The 18,417-nt window shown below is 70.4% G+C and carries 14 protein-coding genes; 9 read left to right on the top strand and 5 right to left on the bottom strand.

The features are described from left to right. The first annotated feature begins 39 nt into the window (after positions 1-39). Positions 40-1,257 carry a pyridoxal phosphate-dependent aminotransferase gene (locus ACWFR3_RS07795; RefSeq protein WP_453733665.1) on the top strand — a complete coding sequence of 406 codons (1,218 nt, stop codon included), beginning with the start codon at positions 40-42 and terminating at the stop codon, positions 1,255-1,257. Positions 1,258-1,267: 10 nt separating this feature from the next. On the opposite strand, the gene ACWFR3_RS07790 is transcribed toward ACWFR3_RS07795, so the two are convergent. Both ACWFR3_RS07790 and ACWFR3_RS07785 read right to left on the bottom strand, forming a co-directional pair. Then, entirely contained in the window at positions 1,268-2,878 is a 1,611-nt protein-coding gene (locus ACWFR3_RS07790) for a glycosyl hydrolase 53 family protein (protein ID WP_453733664.1), read from the bottom strand. A gap of 218 nt (positions 2,879-3,096) precedes the next feature. Then, the gene (locus ACWFR3_RS07785) at positions 3,097-5,118 is read right to left on the bottom strand and encodes a beta-galactosidase (RefSeq protein WP_453733663.1); all 2,022 of its coding nucleotides are present in this window, start codon (positions 5,116-5,118) and stop codon (positions 3,097-3,099) included. A gap of 238 nt (positions 5,119-5,356) precedes the next feature. On the opposite strand from ACWFR3_RS07785, the gene ACWFR3_RS07780 reads away from it, so the two are divergent. Genes ACWFR3_RS07780 through ACWFR3_RS07760 form a run of 5 tightly spaced genes read left to right on the top strand, consistent with a single transcriptional unit; the run spans position 5,357 to position 10,908 of the window. Continuing rightward, positions 5,357-6,676, top strand: a complete 1,320-nt coding sequence (locus tag ACWFR3_RS07780; RefSeq protein ID WP_453733662.1) for an extracellular solute-binding protein — start codon at positions 5,357-5,359, stop codon at positions 6,674-6,676. After that, a complete protein-coding gene (locus tag ACWFR3_RS07775) occupies positions 6,673-7,617 on the top strand; it encodes a carbohydrate ABC transporter permease (RefSeq protein ID WP_453733661.1) in 945 nt (314 codons plus the stop codon). Before ACWFR3_RS07780 ends, ACWFR3_RS07775 begins: the two co-directional genes overlap by 4 nt. Then, positions 7,614-8,528 carry a carbohydrate ABC transporter permease gene (locus tag ACWFR3_RS07770; protein ID WP_453733660.1) on the top strand — a complete coding sequence of 305 codons (915 nt, stop codon included), beginning with the start codon at positions 7,614-7,616 and terminating at the stop codon, positions 8,526-8,528. The genes ACWFR3_RS07775 and ACWFR3_RS07770 overlap by 4 nt, the downstream gene beginning before the upstream one ends. Next, positions 8,525-9,556 (top strand): LacI family DNA-binding transcriptional regulator, encoded by a 1,032-nt coding sequence (locus ACWFR3_RS07765; protein ID WP_453733659.1) that lies wholly within the window; start codon positions 8,525-8,527, stop codon positions 9,554-9,556. Before ACWFR3_RS07770 ends, ACWFR3_RS07765 begins: the two co-directional genes overlap by 4 nt. Before the next feature lie 59 nt (positions 9,557-9,615). After that, positions 9,616-10,908, top strand: coding sequence for a D-arabinono-1,4-lactone oxidase (locus ACWFR3_RS07760; RefSeq protein WP_453733658.1), 1,293 nt, complete (start codon positions 9,616-9,618; stop codon positions 10,906-10,908). A 16-nt stretch (positions 10,909-10,924) separates the two neighbouring features. On the opposite strand, the gene ACWFR3_RS07755 is transcribed toward ACWFR3_RS07760, so the two are convergent. Together ACWFR3_RS07755 and ACWFR3_RS07750 are read right to left on the bottom strand one after the other, a co-directional pair. Continuing rightward, entirely contained in the window at positions 10,925-11,986 is a 1,062-nt protein-coding gene (locus tag ACWFR3_RS07755; RefSeq protein ID WP_453733657.1) for a glycoside hydrolase family 43 protein, read from the bottom strand. Between the two features lie 124 nt (positions 11,987-12,110). Next, positions 12,111-13,058 (bottom strand): LysR family transcriptional regulator, encoded by a 948-nt coding sequence (locus ACWFR3_RS07750; protein WP_453733656.1) that lies wholly within the window; start codon positions 13,056-13,058, stop codon positions 12,111-12,113. A 108-nt stretch (positions 13,059-13,166) separates the two neighbouring features. Between ACWFR3_RS07750 and ACWFR3_RS07745 the strand changes: the two genes are divergently transcribed. Beyond that, a complete protein-coding gene (locus ACWFR3_RS07745) occupies positions 13,167-13,997 on the top strand; it encodes an oxidoreductase (RefSeq protein WP_453733655.1) in 831 nt (276 codons plus the stop codon). A 7-nt stretch (positions 13,998-14,004) separates the two neighbouring features. Here the strand turns inward: ACWFR3_RS07745 and ACWFR3_RS07740 are convergent, their stop codons facing one another. Next, positions 14,005-15,219 carry a methyltransferase gene (locus ACWFR3_RS07740; protein WP_453733654.1) on the bottom strand — a complete coding sequence of 405 codons (1,215 nt, stop codon included), beginning with the start codon at positions 15,217-15,219 and terminating at the stop codon, positions 14,005-14,007. A 142-nt stretch (positions 15,220-15,361) separates the two neighbouring features. Here ACWFR3_RS07740 and ACWFR3_RS07735 point away from each other — a divergent pair, with 142 nt between their 5' ends. Beyond that, the gene (locus ACWFR3_RS07735; RefSeq protein WP_453733653.1) at positions 15,362-16,831 is read left to right on the top strand and encodes an aldehyde dehydrogenase family protein; all 1,470 of its coding nucleotides are present in this window, start codon (positions 15,362-15,364) and stop codon (positions 16,829-16,831) included. Further along, a complete protein-coding gene (locus ACWFR3_RS07730) occupies positions 16,828-18,408 on the top strand; it encodes an APC family permease (RefSeq protein WP_453733652.1) in 1,581 nt (526 codons plus the stop codon). The genes ACWFR3_RS07735 and ACWFR3_RS07730 overlap by 4 nt, the downstream gene beginning before the upstream one ends. Positions 18,409-18,417: the final 9 nt, after the last annotated feature.

The following is an 18,417-nucleotide window of genomic DNA, read 5'->3' as shown; positions in this document are numbered from 1 at the left end:
TGTACGGGAGACACCACCTCCCCCATCCGGAGGCCTCCCATGGCAGACGCGGGCAACGTCACCGCTCTCTTCCGCGCGTCCACCGCGCACACCCCCTCGTACTCCGCGCTGAACAGGGCGGCTGCGCACAGCGGACAGCCGCTCGTCGACTTCTGCATCCCGTGCAATCCCTACTTCCCGACTCCCGAGATGTACGAGGAGCTCGGCGGGCGGCTGCGGGACATCCTCACGTACTACCCGAGCGGCGCGGACACCATCGCCGCCGAGCTCAGTGCCGTGCTCGGGCTCAACCCGCAGACCGTCGTGATGGGCAACGGCTCGACCGAACTCATCACCTGGATCGACCACTTGCTGGTGCGCGACGCGCTCGCCGTGCCCGTGCCGACGTTCGGGCGGTGGACCGATCAGTCGATGGAGACCGGCAAGCGCGTGGACATGTTCCTGCTTCCCGAGTCCGACGGCTTCGTGCTCGATCCGGGAGCCTTCGTGGATTTCGTGCGCTCGCGGGGTTCTCGCACAGCGGTCATCTGCAACCCCAACAACCCGGACGGAGGCATGCTCCCGCGCCGCTCCGTGCTCGCGCTGCTCGACGCGCTGCAGGATCTCGATCTGGTCGTCGTGGACGAGTCGTTCCTGGAGTTCGCCGACGCGGGACCGGAGTCGAGCGTCGCCGACGAGGCGGTCCTGCGGCCCAATGTCATCGTGCTGCGCAGCCTCGGCAAGAACTTCGGGCTGCACGGGGTGCGCTTCGGCTATCTCGTGGCCAATCCGGGCCTGGCGGGCAGAGTGCGTGCCGCGCTGCCGAAGTGGAACCTCAACTCCTTCGCGGAGACGGTGGTGTTCATGTTGAAGCAGCACCGCCACGCCTATGACCTGAGCCTGCGTCAGGTGCGCAGGGACCGCCAGGAGATGATCTGGCACCTCGGGCGCCTCCCCGGCCTCACCAGCTATCCCTCACAGGGCAACTTCGTGTACGTGCGGCTGCCCGACGGCGTCGACGGAGCGGTCCTGCGGGACCGGCTCCTCGTGGAGCACGGCATCCTGGTCCGCGAGTGCGGCAACAAGATCGGCAGCTCCAGCCGCTTCCTGCGCCTGGTGGTCCGGCCGCCGATCGACGTACAGCACCTGGTGAGCGGACTCGAACAGGCGCTGTACGCGACCGGGGACGGCGGACTGCTTCCGGTGCCCTACGGCTCGGGGAACCACGCGTACGGCTCGGGGAACCCCGCGGTGGACCGCCTTGTGATGCGGGCCTGAGCAACCCGGGCTAGCGGTGCGTGAATCCGCTCATGGCATCGGTCGGCACGCCGTCGTAGTCGAAGAGCGCCTGGTTCTCCCAGGCGTTGCCCGTCGAGGGGTCCGTCGGGTCCCAGCCGTTGCCCTCGACGGCGGTCCAGGTGGCGTCCCACCAGAAGACACCCAGACCTCGGCGGGACGGGACCGCCTCGACGACGCTCTGGATGTCGCGGAACCAGGCCGCCTGGCCCGCCTCGGTCGCGGGATAACCGCCGACGAGTTCCCCGGTCTTGTCGATGACGTCCTCCCAGTCGTCGTCACTGTCGAGACGGAAGGGGTAGGCCGTCTCGCCGACGAAGAGCGGCTTGGCGTACCGCGCGGCGAGATCGTCCATGTTGGCCTGGAGGTCGCTGAGGGCACCGTGCCAGTAGCCGTAGAAGGACAGGCCGATGACGTCGAAGGGCACCTTTCGGGAGACCGCGTTGTCGAACCAGGTGCGGTACAGGGCGTTGTCGCCGCCGTTGGCGAGGTGCAGGGCCACCAGCGTGCCCGCCGAGACCGCCTTCGCGGCCGTCGCCCCCGCCGTCAGGAGACCGGCGAGCCGCGACCAGTCGGAGGTCGATCCCGCGGGCCACAGCATGCCCCCGTTCAGCTCGTTGCCGATCTGCACCATGTCGGCGGTGGTGCCCTGCGCCTTCAGCGCGTTCAGGACGTCGTACGTGTGGTCGTGGACGTCCTTCGTCAGCTGGGCGTAGGAGTGTCCCGCCCAGGCCGACGGGATCGTCTGGGCACCCAGGTCGGTCCAGGTGTCGGAGTAGTGGAAGTCGACGAGGAGCTTCATGCCCCGCGCCTTGACGCGCTTGGCCACGGCGAGGACATGCGCCTTGTCGCAGTAGCCGTCGGCCGGGTCGACCCACACGCGCAGGCGGGCGTAGTTCATCCCGGCGGACTTGAGCACGGCGAGCGCGTCGGCCTCGGCGCCCGATCCGGTGCGGTAGACGCCGCCGAGGTCCTCGCTCTTCTTGAGCGAGGAGATGTCGGCGCCCTTGATCGGCAGCCCGGTCGATCCCGGCGTGAGGGTGAGGTCGTCGAAGTTCGCCCAATTCCCCGCGTTCGCATCGGAGTACAGCCGGACGGTGCACGCGCCGCCGGTCACCGTGACGGAGGTGACGAGGCGGATCCATGTGCCGTTCGGGGTGGGCGGCAGGTCGGTGCGCTGTTCGGCGGAGCCGCTCTTGAGGGCCAGGTAGGCGGACTTCTGGCCGCCGCTGGAGCGGACCCAGGCGGTGAGCGTGTAGGTGCCGTCGGTGAGGCCGGTGAGGTACTGGTAGGTCTCGACCTTGTACGCGGATGCCGACCAGTGCGACAGGCGCCGGCCGCCGGTGCGACCCCCTGCCTCGGCGAAGGACGCGGCGGCGGTGCCGTAGGTGCTCCAGCCGGTGGCGCCGCTCTCGAATCCCCCGTTGGTGAGGGTGGCGGCGGCGCTCGCCGTCCGGGCGGGCAGGACCGTGAGGGCGGCGCCGCCGAGTGCGGCTGCCAGGACGGTTCTGCGGGTGGCGCGTGATCCGCGTATTCCGTCCGTATCGGGTGCCCCGTGCGTACCGGGTATCCCGTCCGTACCGGGTGTTCCGTTTCCGTGCATCGTCGATGTCCCTTCGACTTCGCGGTACGTGGAGTGGGGGGAGATGAGGGGGGGGGTGGTGGGGGGGGGGCGGCGGCCGGCGCCGCGGCGGCCCCCCCCCCCCCCCCCCCCCCCCCCCCCCCCCCGGGCCCCCGGCCCCGCCGGGCCCCACGCTATGGGCGCCCCGCCACCGGACCGGGTGGGGTCCCCCACGGACCCGCCCGGCGTCTGGGGGCCGGTCAGCCGTCGAGGCGCACGACCCGGACCGCGCCCGCGGGCACCGCGAGGCGGCCCGCGGCGCGCTCGCCGGTGAGGAGTTCGGTGCCGTGCGCGTCGAGCGGCACCTTGGCGTCGGACTCGGAGTGGTTGATGGCGAAGACGTAGGTGCCGGTGTCGCCCCGCCGGGTCACCACCTCGACGTCACGCGGGAGTTCGGGCCGCTCGGTGACACCCGCGTCGGCGCAGGCGGCGGCGAGCAGGGTGTCGAGATCGCGGGCGGTCAGCCGCGTGGAGACGTACCAGGCGGTGCCCTCGCCGAGCCGGTGCCGGGTGACGGCGGGACGCCCGGCGGCCAGGCCCTCCGCGTACGTCCACACGGTCTCGGCGCCGCGGGGCACGACGAACTCCGTCCATACGTCGCCGGTGAGTGCGGCGTCGTCGGGGCCCGTGATGCGCACCGACTGGCCGTCGAGCAGCGGTGAGAACTCCTCGACGGTCAGGCCGAGCACGTCGCGCAGGGCGCCGGGGCAGGGGCCGGGGTGCACGGCGTCGTGCTCGTCGACGATGCCGGAGAAGTAGGAGACGAGGAGCGTGCCGCCCTGCGCCACGTAGTTCTTGAGGTTGAACGCGGCCGCCTCCGTCGCCAGGTACAGAGCGGGCACGACGACCAGGGGGTAGGGCGACAGGTCGGCCTCGGGGTGGGCGAAGTCGACGGTGAGGTGCCGGTCGTAGAGCGCCTCGTAGAACGTGTCGGCGCGCTCCCGTGCGTCGTGGTCCTCGCTGGGGCGCCACTGCAGGGTCTGCGCCCACCAGGAGTGCCAGTCCCACAGCACGGCCACGTCGGCGACGGTCCGCGTGCCCTTCAGTGACTCCAACTCGCCTACTGATGAACCGAGTTCGACGACCTCGCGCCACACCCGCGAGTCCGTCCCGGCGTGCGGCAGCATCGCCGAGTGGAACTTCTCCGCGCCGCGCCGCGACTGCCGCCACTGGAAGAACATGGCACCCTCGGAGCCGCGCGCGACATGGGCGAGGGAGTTGCGCGCCATCTGTCCCGGCGCCTTCGCCGGGTTGCGGGGCTGCCAGTTCACGCCGGACGTGGAGTGCTCCAGGAGCAGCCAGGGTTCGCCGCCCGCGACGGAGCGGGTGAGGTCGGCGGCCATGGCGAGGTTGACGTGGGTGCGGCGGCCGTCGGTGATCAGGTAGTGGTCGTTGGTGACGAGGTCGACCTCGCGGCCCCAGGCCCAGTAGTCCAGGGAGTCGCACTGGCTGAGCGCGGTCATGAAGTTGGTGGTGACGGGGGTGCCGGGGGCGAGGCGGTGCAGGATGTCGCGCTCGCGCACGAAGTTCTCGCGCAGGGTCGCGTCGGCGAACCGGCGGTAGTCCAGGGCCTGGGCGGGGTTGCCGACCGTGGGCGTGGCGCGCGGCGGCTCGATCTCCTCGAAGGAGCCGTAGCGCTGGCCCCAGAAGGCCGTGCCCCACGCCTCGTTGACCGCTTCGACGCTGTCGTACGCCGTCTGGAGCCAGCGCCGGAAGTGGGCGGCGCACGACTGGCAGTAGCAGGCGGAGACCGGCACCCCGAACTCGTTGTGGACGTGCCACATCGCAAGGGCCGGATGCCCGGCGTACCGGTGGGCGAGCTGCTCGGTGATGTCGGAGGAGGCCTCGCGGTAGGCGGCGTTGCTGTGGCAGATGGCACCGCGTGAGCCGAACTCGTAGCGCACGCCCTCGGCGGTGACGGGCAGGGCATCGGGGTGCGCGCGGTAGAACCAGGCGGGCGGCGCGACCGTCGGGGTGCCGAGGTCGACGCGGATGCCGTTCTCGTGCAGGAGGTCCAGGATCCGGTCGAGCCAGCCGAAGTCGTGGACGCCCGGCGACGGTTCGAGCAGCGCCCAGGAGAAGATCCCGACGCTCACCATCGTGACGCCGGCCTCGCGCATCAGCGCCACGTCCTCGCGCCAGACGGATTCCGGCCACTGCTCGGGGTTGTAGTCCCCACCGAAGGCGAGCCCTGTCAGGCCCGTGGGGGTGTTCTCCGGCATGGGTCTCTCCCGAGTCATCGATCAGTTGGAAGCACGGTTGAAAGCACGGTTGGAAGCAGCAGTCTGAAACATCAATTGGGAACGTGCACACACACTTTCGCGGTTCTGATCTCAACATAACCGCACAGCAACAACCATTGACAAGTGTCCTGGATGTTTCTCTACTGTGAACGCTCACAGATGCGTGGCAGGCCGCTCGACGCAGCCGGCACAGCCACCCGGTCAGGGGAGACCATCCATGCCGTTCACGAAGCACCGCCGCTTCTACGCCACTTCGCTCACCCTCGCCCTCGGCGCGGCCGCCCTCACCGCCTGCGGCTCGTCGGACGACGACAGCCAGGCGGAGTCGGGCCCCGCCGCACTGACGTACTGGGCCTGGACGCCCGGCATGGACAAGGTCGTCGATCTGTGGAACAAGGGCCCCGGCAAGAAGGAACAGATCAAGGTCACCGTCAAGAAGCAGGCCTCCGGCGACACCCTCGTCACCAAGATCCTCACCGCCCACAAGGCCAAGAAGGCCCCCGACCTGGTCCAGGCCGAGTACCAGGCGCTGCCGACCCTGGTCAGCAACGACGCGCTCGCCGACATATCCGGTGAAGTGGGCAAGGCCAAGGGCGAGTTCCCCGAAGGCGTGTGGCAGCAGACGACGCTCGGCTCGGACGCGGTGTACGCGGTGCCGCAGGACTCGGGGCCGATGATGTTCTACTACCGCGCCGATCTCTTCAAGAAGTACGACCTCAAGGTCCCCACCACGTGGGAGGAGTTCGCCGAGACCGCCCGCGCACTGAAGAAGAAGGACGCCGGCAAGGACCTCACCACGTTCTCCGCGAACGACTCCGGGCTCTTCGCGGGCCTCGCCCAGCAGGCCGGCGCCAAGTGGTGGACCACCGAGGGCGAGAAGTGGAAGGTCGGCATCGACGACGCCGCCACGCGCAAGGTGGCCGACTTCTGGGGCGGCCTGGTCGAGGAGGGCGCCATCGACAACCAGCCGATGTACACCCCCGCCTGGAACAAGGCCCTGAACACCGGCAAGCAGATCGCCTGGGTGAGCGCCGTGTGGGCGCCCGGCACCCTCACCACGGCCGCCCCCGACACCAAGGGCAAGTGGGCCATGGCGCCGCTGCCTCAGTGGTCCAAGGGCGACAACACCACCGGCAGCTGGGGCGGCTCTTCGACCGCCGTCACCACCGACAGCGACCACAAGGGCGCCGCCGCCAAGTTCGCCGCCTGGCTCAACACCGACCCGAAGGCCCTGGACGCACTCGCGAAGGAGGGCGGCATCTACCCCGCCGCCACCGCCGCCCAGACCAGCGGCGCCTTCGCCGAACCCCCGGCCTACTTCGCCGGACAGAAGGACTTCTACCCGCAGGCCGCCGAGATCGCCAAGACCGCCGCGCCCGGCGCCTGGGGCCCGAACGTGAACGTCGCCTACACCACGTTCAAGGACGCCTTCGGCTCCGCCGCCAAGAACAAGTCCGACTTCGGCGACGCCCTGAAGACCATGCAGGACACCACCGTCGCCGACCTGAAGAAGCAGGGCTTCGGAGTCGCGCCGTGACATCCGCACGCCCGCGCCGCAAGACCTCTCCCCGGGGCAGTTACGGGCTCAAGAGCGCCCCGTACGCCTTCCTGCTCCCCGCCACCCTGCTCTTCGCGCTCTTCTTCGCCCTGCCCATCGGCTACGCGATCTGGCTCAGCCTGCACAAGGTCGAGGTGGAGGGCCTGGGCCTGGGCAAGGACGCCCGGCGCGAGGTGTGGGCCGGCATCGGCAACTACACCGACGCCCTCACCGACTCCGAACTCCTGCACGGAGCGCTGCGCGTCCTCGGTTACGGCGCCATCGTCATCCCGGTGATGCTCGGCCTCGCCCTGCTCTTCGCGCTGCTCCTGGACACCGAGCGGGTACGCCTCACCCCGTTCACGCGCCTGGCGATCTTCCTGCCGTACGCCGTGCCCGGGGTCATCGCCGCACTCCTGTGGGGGTTCCTCTACCTCCAGGACGTCAGCCCCTTCTACTACGTCCTCGACAAGCTCGGCATGCCACAGCCCGATCTGCTCGACGGCGGCCCGCTCTACCTCGCGCTCTCCAACATCGCGGTCTGGGGCGGCACCGGCTTCAACATGATCGTCATCTACACCTCGCTGCGGGCCATCCCGGCCGAGGTCCACGAGGCGGCGAAGCTGGACGGCTGCTCACAGCTGCAGATCGCACTGCGCATCAAGATCCCGATGGTGGCGCCCTCGCTGGTGCTCACCTTCTTCTTCTCGATCATCGCGACGCTCCAGGTGTTCAGCGAGCCCACCACCCTCAAGCCGCTCACCAACTCCGTCTCCACCACCTGGAGTCCGCTGATGAAGGTGTACCAGGACGCCTTCGGCAAGGGTGACATCAACTCGGCCGCCGCCACCGCCGTGCTCATCGCCGTCGCCACGCTCGTCCTGTCCTTCGGGTTCCTGCGCGCCGCGAACTCCCGCACCAAGAAGGAGGCGACCCGATGAGTTCGCCGACCTCGCTCGCCGTCCGCAAGGCCGCGCCCGCCGCGGGCACCACCCCCGGCACCGCACAGGGCCCGCCCCCGCCCCGCCGGATCGCCGTCCTGCCGACCGCCGTACTCGTGCTCGGCGCCCTGTACTGCCTGCTGCCCGTGCTCTGGGTGGTGATCGCCTCCACCAAGTCGGGCCGCGAACTCTTCTCCACCTTCACGTTCTGGCCCGGCACCGGCTTCGCCGACAACATCACGGACCTGTCCGCCTACCGCGACGGCATCTACTGGCGCTGGATGGGCAACTCCGCCCTCTACGCCGGTCTCGGCGCGCTCCTGTCCACGGCCGTCTCCGCGGTCAGCGGCTACGCCCTCGCGGTCTACCGCTTCCGCGGCCGGGAGACCGTCTTCAACATCCTCATGGCGGGCGTCCTGATGCCGCCGGTGATCCTGGCCGTACCGCAGTACCTACTGCTCGCGAAAGCCGACCTCACCGATTCGTACGCCTCGGTCCTGCTGCCGCTCGTCCTCTCCCCCTACGGCGTTTACCTCGCCCGGATCTACGCCTCCGCCGCCGTGCCCGGCGATGTCGTGGAGGCGGGGCGGATGGACGGTGCGAGCGAGTGGCGGATCTTCACGCGGATCGCGCTTCCGATGATGGTGCCCGGCCTGGTGACGGTGTTCCTGTTCCAGTTCGTGGCGGTGTGGAACAACTTCCTGCTCCCCTACATCATGCTCAGCGACGACGAGAAGTTCCCCATCACGCTGGGCCTGTTCACGCTCCTGGAACAGGGCTCCAACACCCCCGCGCTCTACACCCTCGTGATCACCGGCGCACTGCTCGCCGTCGTACCGCTCATCGCCCTCTTCCTGGTCATCCAGCGCTTCTGGAGCCTCGACCTGCTGTCCGGAGCCGTAAAGTCGTGACCATGAACGCAACGGGGGGCAGGCGCAGGCCGCCGACGATCCACGACGTGGCCCGCGAGGCCGGTGTCTCGCGCGGCACGGTCTCCCGCGTCCTCAACGGCGGGCACTACGTCAGCCCTTCCGCCGAGGAAGCCGTCAACGCGGCCATCCGCAAGACCGGCTACGTGGTCAACCGGCACGCCCGCTCGCTGATCACCGGCCGCTCCGACTCGGTGGGCTTCCTGCTCACCGAACCGCAGGAGCGCTTCTTCGAGGACCCCAACTTCAACGTCCTGCTGCGCGGCTGTACGCAGGCGCTGGCCGCCCACGACATCCCGCTGCTCCTGATGCTGGCCGGCACCCCGGACGAGCGGCGCCGCATCATGCGCTACATCACCGCGGGACACGTCGACGGCGTGCTCCTGGTCTCCAGCCACTCCGGCGACCCCGTCGCGGACGAGCTGCGGGAGGCCGGGGTGCCTCTGGTGGCCTGCGGGAAGCCGATCGGCCAGGCCTCCAAGATGAGTTATGTCGCCGCGGACGACCGGGACGGCGCCCGCGACATGGTGCGCCATCTGCTCTCCCTCGGGCGGCGCCGCATCGGCACCGTGACCGGGCCGCTCGACACCCCCGGCGGCGTCGAACGCCTCGCGGGCTACCGGGAGGTCCTGGGCGAGGAGGGCATCGCGGTCGACGAGCGGCTCATCGCGTCCGGCGACTACAGCCGGGCGGGCGGTGAGGCCGCAGCGGCGCGGCTCCTCGCCCGGGCGCCCGACCTGGACGCCGTGTTCGTGGCGTCGGACCTCATGGCGCAGGGTGTTCTGACCGTCCTCGACCGCGCGGACCGCCGCGTCCCCGAGGACATCGCGGTCGGCGGTTTCGACGACTCGCCCGCCGCGCTGACCGCCCGCCCGGAGCTGACGACGGTCCGCCAGCCCTGGGACCGCATCAGCGCCGAGATGGTGCGGGTCCTTCTCGCCCAGATAGGCGGCGAGGACCCGGCCGCGGTGATTCTGCCGACGGAGCTCGTGATCCGCGGATCGGCCTGACGTACGAGGACGAGGCCGCGGGGGTTGTGTCCTCGCGACCCTGAGGGAGGAACCCGAACATGACCGACGCCGTGACCGCGGGCCAGGACGCCGCCGCGACTGCCGTGACCAACTGGGCCGGGAACATCACCTTCTCCGCCCGTGAGCTGCACCGTCCCGCCTCGCATGGCGCCCTGCGCTCCCTCGTCACCGGCAGCCGCCAGGTGCGGGTGCTCGGCAGCGGCCACTCCTTCAACCGGATCGCCGACGTGGACGGCGGCGCGGCGGACACCGCCCTGGTGTCGCTCGCCGCCCTTGAGCCGTCCGTCGACGTGGACACCGCGGCGCGCACGGTACGTGTGTCGGGCGGCGTGCGGTACGCCGAGCTCGCCCGCCGGGTCGCCTCGTACGGGCTCGCCCTGCCCAACATGGCCTCGCTGCCGCACATCTCGGTGGCCGGTTCGGTCGCCACCGGTACGCACGGCTCGGGCAACGCGAACCAGTCCCTCGCTGAGGTCGTGCGCTCGGTGGAGCTGATGACCGCCGACGGACAGACGCGCGTACTGAGCCGTGGCGACGACGGTTTCGACGGCGCGGTGGTCTCGCTGGGCGCGCTCGGCGTGGTCCTCGCCCTCACCCTGGACCTGGAGCCGCTCTACACGGTGAGCCAGCACGTGTTCGGCGAACTCCCGCTGGCCGACCTCGACTTCGACGCGGTGACGTCGGCGGCCTACAGCGTGAGTCTGTTCACGGACTGGCGCGGGCCGCGCTTCAACCAGGTGTGGCTCAAGCACCGCGGTGACGCCGCCGTCGGCTTCCCCTGGGCGGCACCCGTGAGCGAACCCCGGCATCCGGTGCCGGGCATGCCCGCCCTCAACTGCACCGAGCAGCTCGGCGTACCGGGGGCGTGGCACGAACGACTCCCCCACTTCCGGGCCGAGTTCACGCCGAGCAGCGGGGACGAGCTCCAGTCGGAGTATCTGCTGCCGCGCGAGCACGCCCTCGCGGCACTGCATGCCCTGGACGCGCTCAGGGACGAGGTCGCCCCCGTCCTCCAGGTCTGCGAGGTGCGTACCGTCGCCGCCGACACCCAGTGGCTGAGCCCCGCTCACGGCCGGGACACCGTGGCGTTCCACTTCACGTGGGTGCCGGACGCGTCGGCGGTGCTCCCGGTGGTCGCGCGGATGGAGGAGCGCCTTGCGTCGTTCTCGCCCCGGCCGCACTGGGGCAAGGTGTTCGGCGCCGACCCCTCCGAACTGGGCTCCCGCTATCCGCACGCGGCCGATTTCGCCGCGCTCACTCAACTCCTGGATCCGCACGGGAAGTTCCGCAACGCCTTCGTGAGGTCTTTCGTGCGTCCCTTCCTCCGGTGAGCCGCGGCCGGCGCGTTCAGGACGCCGGGCCGTCGGCGACCGGGACGCCGAAGTCCGGTGTGCCATCCGCCCTCCAGCCGAACTTCTGGATGCGGGTGTGGCGATTGGGGTCATTGAGGGGATCGCCGACGATGTCCTTGTACTGGCGGGCGTGGTAGACGAGGACGTCGGTGCGGCCGTCCTCGGCGACGGTGAAGCAGTTGTGGCCAGGACCGTACTGCTTGGTCGTGTCGTTGCTGGTGAATACGGGGGTCGGCGACTTGGACCAGGAGGCGGGGTCCATGAGGTCGCTGCGGGTGTCCGCGGTGAGCAGCCCCATGCAGTAGTTGAAGTCGGTCGCCGACGCGGAGTAGGAGAGGAAGACACGGCCGTTGCGCTGGATGACGGACGGCCCCTCGTTCACCTTGAATCCGACGCACTCCCAGTCGTACTCGGGTGTGGTCAAGCGTATTTGAGGTCCTGTCAGGGCCCAGGGGTTCGCCATCCGTGAGAGGAAGACGCCGGTGTTGTTGTCCATGCCCGGTTCGTACTGCGCCCAGGCCAGGTAGCGGCTGCCACGGTGAGTGAAGGTGGTGGCGTCGAGGGAGAAAGTGTCCCAGGCGGTGGTGAGCTGCCCCTTCTCGGTCCAACTCCCCTTGAGCGGGCTGGCGTTGGTGTTCTCCAGGACCCAGATGCGGATCTTCCACACGTCGTCGGCGGGGGCCGCGGCGAAGTAGATGTACCACTTGCCGTTGATGTGGTGGAGTTCCGGCGCCCAGATGTGCGAGCCCATGTCGCCGCTCGTGTGGCGCCGCCAGATGACGGACTCGTCCGCCCGCGACAGGCCCCGCAGGGTGCGGGAGCGGCGCAGGATGATGCGGTCGTACTCGGGGGAGGTCGCCGTGAAGTAGTAGTGGCCGTCGGTGTGGCGGGTGATGTGGGGGTCGGCGCGCTGCTCGACGAGCGGGTTGCGGTAGGCGGTGGCCCGGGGCGCCGCGTGGGCGGGTGCCTCGGCCAGGACCGGCGCGGCGGCGAGGGCGCCGACCGCCAGGGTTCCTCTCAGTACGTTTCTGCGGCTGGGTACTTCGCGGTGGTTCACGCGGCTCCCTGTTGTTCGTAATCTCGAACAGCATCTGATACTCCGAACGCCGAAACGCTAAGGGGGTGTTGAGGCAAGGTCAACGGTTGCGACGAGATGCGCCCGCGGAGGCCTGCCGCCGTGCCTACCGCACCCGCCCGAGCGCCTCCCCGCACGCCTTGATGTACGCGCCCACCAGCGGTCGGCGGTCCTCGCCCGCGCGCCAGGCCAGCGCGAACCGGCTCGGCGTGATGCCGCGGACCGGGCGCGTGACGACACCGCCGAGGGTGATCAGGGGTGCGTTGCCCGCGGCCACCAGACAGACGCCACGGCCGTCCACCAGCGCCTCGTACGTCTCGTCGGTACTGGCGATCTCCGCGCCGATGCGGGGCGGGCGGCCCGCGCGGGCGTCGAGGGCGAGCCAGTAGTCCCGCAGCGCGCCCGCGCTCCCGGGCAGCGCGAGGAAGGGCTCGTCGGCGAGATCCGCGAAGTCGACCTCCTCCAGGGCGGCGAGGCGGTGCGTATCGGGCAGGGCGACATGACGCGGCTCCTCGGCGACCACCACCCACTCGTAGCGCTCCATGCCGGGCAGCGGCAGCCAGATGAAGGCCACGTCCGTCGTGCCGTCGGCGAGGCCGGCGCTCGCGTCGTCCCAGGCCACCTGCCGCAGCCGGATCACGGCTGCCGGATGGGCCTCCCCGAAGCGGGACCGCACCGCCGGCAGGAGACCTCCGCGGGCCGGCCGCGTGCTCATGCCCACGGACAGCGTGGCCCGCTCCTGTGTCTTCGCGCGCTCCACTGCCTCGTTGCCCAAGTGCCAGCGTTCGAGCACCTGTTGTGCGTGCGGCAGCAGAGCCGCACCCGCGGAGGTGAGCCGCACGCCCCGCTGGTCCCGCACGAAGAGGTCCGCCCCCAACTGCCGCTCCAGGGCCCGTATCTGCTTGCTCAGCGCGGGCTGTGAGACGAAGATCCGCTCGGCGGCCCGCGTGAAGTGCAGCTCCTGCGCCACCGCGACGAAGTAGCGGAGATCCCTGGTGTGTACGTCTCTGCTGTGTACGTCCCTGCCGTGTACGTCCCTGCCGTGAAGGTCCATAACCATCAGCTATCACGTCAAGTCTTGGACGGGCCACCGACTTCTGCCGCAGGATGATCCACGCAGCCGGGAAACGATGAACCGGCCATCATCACAAGGGAGTTCGTCATGACGAAGGTTTGGCTCGTGACCGGCGCGAACAGCGGCTTCGGACGGGCGTTCACCGAGGCGGCCGTCGCCGAGGGCGGCGTGGTCGTGGCCACCGCACGCAACGCCTCGTCCCTGGACGACCTGGTGGCCGCCCACCCCGACCAGGTCGAGGCGCTGACCCTCGACGTGACAGACACGGTCGGCATAGAAGCCGCCGTGAACGACGTCATAGACCGGCACGGCCGCATCGACGTACTGGTGAACAACGCCGGCCGCAGCCACGTCGGCGCCCTGGAGGAGGACTCGGACGCCGAGCTGCGCGCCCTGTTCGACGTGCACGTCTTCGGCCCTGCCGCGCTGACCCGCGCCGTCCTTCCGCACATGCGGGCACGGCGCTCGGGGGCGATCGTGCAGATGAGCAGCATGGGCGGGCAGATGTCCTTCGCCGGGTTCTCGGCGTACAGCGGAACGAAGTTCGCCCTTGAAGGGATGTCGGAGGCGCTGGCCCGGGAGGTGGGGCCGCTCGGCATCAAGGTCCTCGTGGTGGAGCCCGGCGCGTTCCGCACCAACCTGTTCGGCAACACCAGCGCCAGTCCGACCGAGATCCCGGACTACGCGGAGACGGCGGGCGCCACCCGCGCGATGGTAGGGGGCGGCGACGGAGCGCAGCCCGGCGACCCGGCGAAGGCGGCTGCCGCGATCATCACCGCGCTCGACGCAGACGACACTCCGCTGCGTCTTCCGCTGGGCGACGACTCCGTGGACGCGGTCATCGGCCACCTCGACACGGTCCGCGCGGAGATCGCCGCATGGGAGAAGGTGACGCGGGCGACCGCCTTCGACGCCTGAGACGGCGTCAGCGGTCGCGCTTGACCGCCCGCAGGACCACGAACTTCGGGTCGCTCGCCACGACTTGGGAGTTGCCGAAGAGCTTGCGCAGCTTCACGTGGTACTGGAGGTGGCGGTTGCCGACGACCCACAGCTCACCGCCCGGCCGCAGCGCGGCGCGCGCCCCGCTGAACATCCGCCAGGCGGTCGCACCGGAGGTCGCCTGGTGGCTGTGGAAGGGCGGGTTGTTCAGGACGAGGTCCACCGATCCGGCGGGAACGGCCGCCAGCGCGTCGCCCGCGACGAACTCCGCCCGCGAGGAATCGAGCGCGTTGGCGCGGAAGGTGGCTTCGGCCGATGCGACGGCGGGGTACGACTCGTCGATGAAGGTGACCCTGGCCTGCGGGTCGGCGACGGCGGCGGCCGTGCCGAGCACGCCGTTGCCGCAGCCCAGGTCGACGATGTGCTCGGCGCCCCTGCCGGTCGGCAGATGGCGCAGGAAGAAGCGGGTGCCGATGTCGAGGCGGTCGGCGCAGAACACGCCCGCGTGATTGACGGCGGTCAGTCCCGTGCCCGCGCCGGAGTCCGCGTCGAGGACATAGCGGCGCGGCCAGGGGCTGGCGCCGGTGGCACCGGTGGCGCGCTCCGGGTCCGGGGTGCTGAAGATGAGCCGCGCCTTCTGCCGGGCGAGCGACGTCCGCGTAGGGCCGATGATCCGCTCGAACAGGTCGAGCGTCGAGGTGTGGATCTCGGTGACCATTCCGGTGCCGACGACGACCGTGCCCGCGTGCAGGGCGGGGGCGAGCCGGTGCAGCTGGTCCTCCAGGAGGGCGAGGCTCTTGGGCACCCGGACCAGGAGTACGTCGATCCGGCTCGGCGGTGCGTCGCCGGTCGTCGAGATGCGCACCGCGTCCGGCGCGAACCCGGCGCGTGCCACGTTGGCCCGCGTCGCCTCCCCGGCCAGGAACGAGTCGGTGATCAGCGTCGGCGCGTACCCGGCGAGGGCGGTGGTCAGCGCGCCCCAGCGGTCGCCGACGACGGCCACGGCCCCGGAGAGGTCGACGGGCTCGGCCCCCTGCTCCGTCGCGGCCGTCCCGCCGCTCTCCCCCGTCTCGCCCGTCTCCCCCGCGAGGTGCCGCAGGAGGTAGGCGTCGGCGGCGGACCAGGCACGCAGCGGGTCGCGGGGGTCCTCGGGGAATCGTGTGAGGTCGTACGCGCCCCATGACGTGATCAGCCGGTTCATCGTGCCCTCAGGCTAACGGAGCGGTGAGCGGACGATCTCCGCGGGCTGCGCCGAATAGCGGCTCTCGCGGTGCGGGCGGGGCCCGTGCTCCTTACCGTCCATTCTGGAGCACCCGCGCTTTCCATCCCCCCGAGGAGCCGTCATGCCGGAGCTGTTCATCGGCGGAAAATGGACCACTGCCGTGGACGGGCAGACCCGGGAGATCCGCTGCCCCGCGGACAACACCCTGGTCGCGACCGTCGACGAGGCCGGACCGAAGGACGCGGCCGCGGCGATCTCCGCGGCCCGTGAGGCCTTCGACCGCGGCCCGTGGCCCGGCACCCCGGCGGCCGAACGCGGCCGTCTGCTGCTGCGCGTCGCCGACCTGCTCGAACGCGACAAGGACGCACTCGCCCGCGCCGAATCCCTGGACACCGGGAAACGGCTCGTGGAGAGCGAGTACGACATGGACGACATCGCGAACTGCTTCCGCTACTTCGGCAACCTGACGGCCGCCGGCGGCACCGACCGCGTCGTCGACGCGGGCAGCCCGGAGGTGGACAGCCGGGTGGTGCACGAGCCGGTCGGGGTGTGCGCGCTGATCACTCCGTGGAACTATCCGCTCCTGCAGACCGCCTGGAAGGTCGCCCCCGCGCTCGGCGCGGGCAACACCTTCGTCCTCAAGCCCAGCGAGCTGACCCCGCACACCTGCATCATCCTGATGCGGCTGCTCACCGAGGCCGGGCTGCCCGCGGGGGCCGCCAACCTGATCCTCGGCGCGGGGCCCACCGCGGGCGCGCCCCTCAGCGAGGACCCGCGGGTCGACCTGGTGTCGTTCACCGGCGGGCTCGTCACCGGACGGCGCATCATGGCCGCCGCGGCGCCCACCGTGAAGAAGGTCGCCCTGGAACTGGGCGGCAAGAACCCGAACATCGTCTTCGCCGACGCCGACTTCGACACGGCGGTCGACTACGCCCTGATGGCGATCTTCCTGCACTCGGGCCAGGTCTGTTCGGCCGGGGCGCGGCTCCTGGTCGAGGACGAACTGCACGACAGGTTCGTCGACGAACTGGTCGAGCGGGCGCGGCGGATCCGGCTCGGCGGTCCCTTCGACGACGACGCCCGCACGGGTCCGCTGATCTCGGCCGGGCACCGCGACAAGGTCGAGGCGTACGTGGCGGCGGGCATCGCCGAGGGCGCGGTGCTCCGCTGCGGCGGAGCGCGCCCCGACGACCCGGCGCTGAAGGACGGCTACTACTACCCGCCGACCGTGCTCGACGAGTGCACCCCCGGCATGTCCGTGGTCACCGACGAGTCGTTCGGCCCGGTGCTCACCGTCGAGCGGTTCCGCACCGAGGACGAGGCGATCGGCCTCGCCAACGACACCGTCTACGGTCTCGCCGGCGCCGTCTGGACCGAGGACACCGGCAAGGGCCAGCGCGTGGCGGCCCGGATGCGCGCCGGAACCGTCTGGATCAATGACTTCCACCCCTATGTTCCGCAGGCCGAGTGGGGTGGAATGAAGCAGTCCGGATTCGGCCGCGAACTGGGCCCGGCAGGTCTTGCCGAGTACCAGGAGGCCAAGCACATCTGGCGCAACCTGGCAGCGACACCGCAGAGGTGGTTCGAATGAGTACGGATCCGGGCAAGGACGCCGAGGCCGCCGACGCCGCCCAAAACCAGCACCGGGACGACGACGCCGCGCTCGGCGAGCTCGGTTACCGTCCCGAACTCAAGCGCACCCTGGGCAACTTCCACACCTTCGCGGCCGGGATCAGCTACATCTCGATCCTGACCGGCACCTTCCAGCTCTTCTACTTCGGCGTCAGCTTCGGCGGCCCCGCCTACTGGTGGTCGTGGCCGATGGTCTTCCTGGGCCAGCTGATGGTGGCCCTCTGCTTCTGCGAGCTGGCCGCCCGCTTCCCGGTCGCGGGGTCCGTCTACAACTGGGGCAAGCAGCTGGGCGGCAAGCACATCGGCTGGCTCGGCGGCTGGATGATGCTGACGGCCACCATGGTGTCCCTGGCCGCGGTCGCCCTCGCGTACCAGATCACGCTGCCGCAGATCTCCGACTTCTTCCAGTTCATCGGGGACGGCAGCGGGACGACCGACGCGGCGAAGAACGCCGTCCTTCTCGGCTCGGTCCTCATCCTGTTCACCACGCTGGTCAACGCCTTCGGCGTCAAGCTGATGGCCCGGATCAACTCCGCCGGCGTACTGATCGAACTGATCGCCGCCGTCGTCCTGATCGTGCTGCTCGCCGCCCACATCACCCGCGGCCCCAGCGCCATCACGGAGACCGGCGGCCTGGGCAAGGGCCAGGACCTCGGCTACCTCGGTGCCTTCCTGACGGCCTCGCTGGCATCGGCGTACGTGATGTACGGCTTCGACACCGCGTCCTCGCTGGGCGAGGAGTCCCTCGACCCGAGCCGCAACGCCCCGCGGGCGATCCTGCGGGCGCTCATCTTCTCCTTCCTCATCGGCGGGCTGATCCTGCTGTTCGCACTCCTGGCCGTGCCGGATCTGCACGCGAAGGAACTGTCCGTCGACGGCCTGCAGTACGTGGTCCTGAGCACCCTCGGCTCCACGATCGGCGAGATCGTCCTGTGGTGCGTGGTCATCGCCATCACCGTCTGCGAACTCGCGGTGCAGGCCGCGGGCATCCGGCTCGCGTTCGCCATGGCCCGCGACGGCTGCCTGCCCGCGTCCTCGCTCCTTGCCAAGGTCAGCCCGCGCTTCCAGACTCCCGTACTGCCCGCGATCATCATCGGGCTCGTCGGCGTCGCCATCCTGGTCATCAACATCAACCAGCCGCAGATCTTCTCGGTGATCACGAGCATCGCGATCATCATGATCTACCTGGCCTATCTCCTCGTCACCCTGCCGATGCTGATCAGGCGGCTGCGCGGCCAGTGGGAGCCCGCGGAGGGCAAGTTCTCGCTCGGCAAGTTCGGTCTGCCCATCAACATCCTCGCCGTGCTCTGGGGCGCGGCCATGTCCCTCAACCTGGCCTGGCCGCGCGCCGAGGTCTACAACGCGGACGGGCCGCAGCACTGGTACCTGCGCTGGGGCGCGTTCCTCTTCATCGGCATCGTCGCGTGCGGCGGCTTCGCCTACTACTGGTTCGTGCAGCGGCACAAGGCGGGCGTGCTCGCCGAGCACCGCTTCGAGCAGCCCGAGGACCCCACCACTCCCCCTGCCGCCCCCTGAACCCCCCTG

The organism is Streptomyces sp. NPDC055189 (assembly GCF_053606765.1).
Note: the sequence above shows the minus strand (reverse complement) of the source record. Positions and strands in the feature narration are given on the sequence as shown.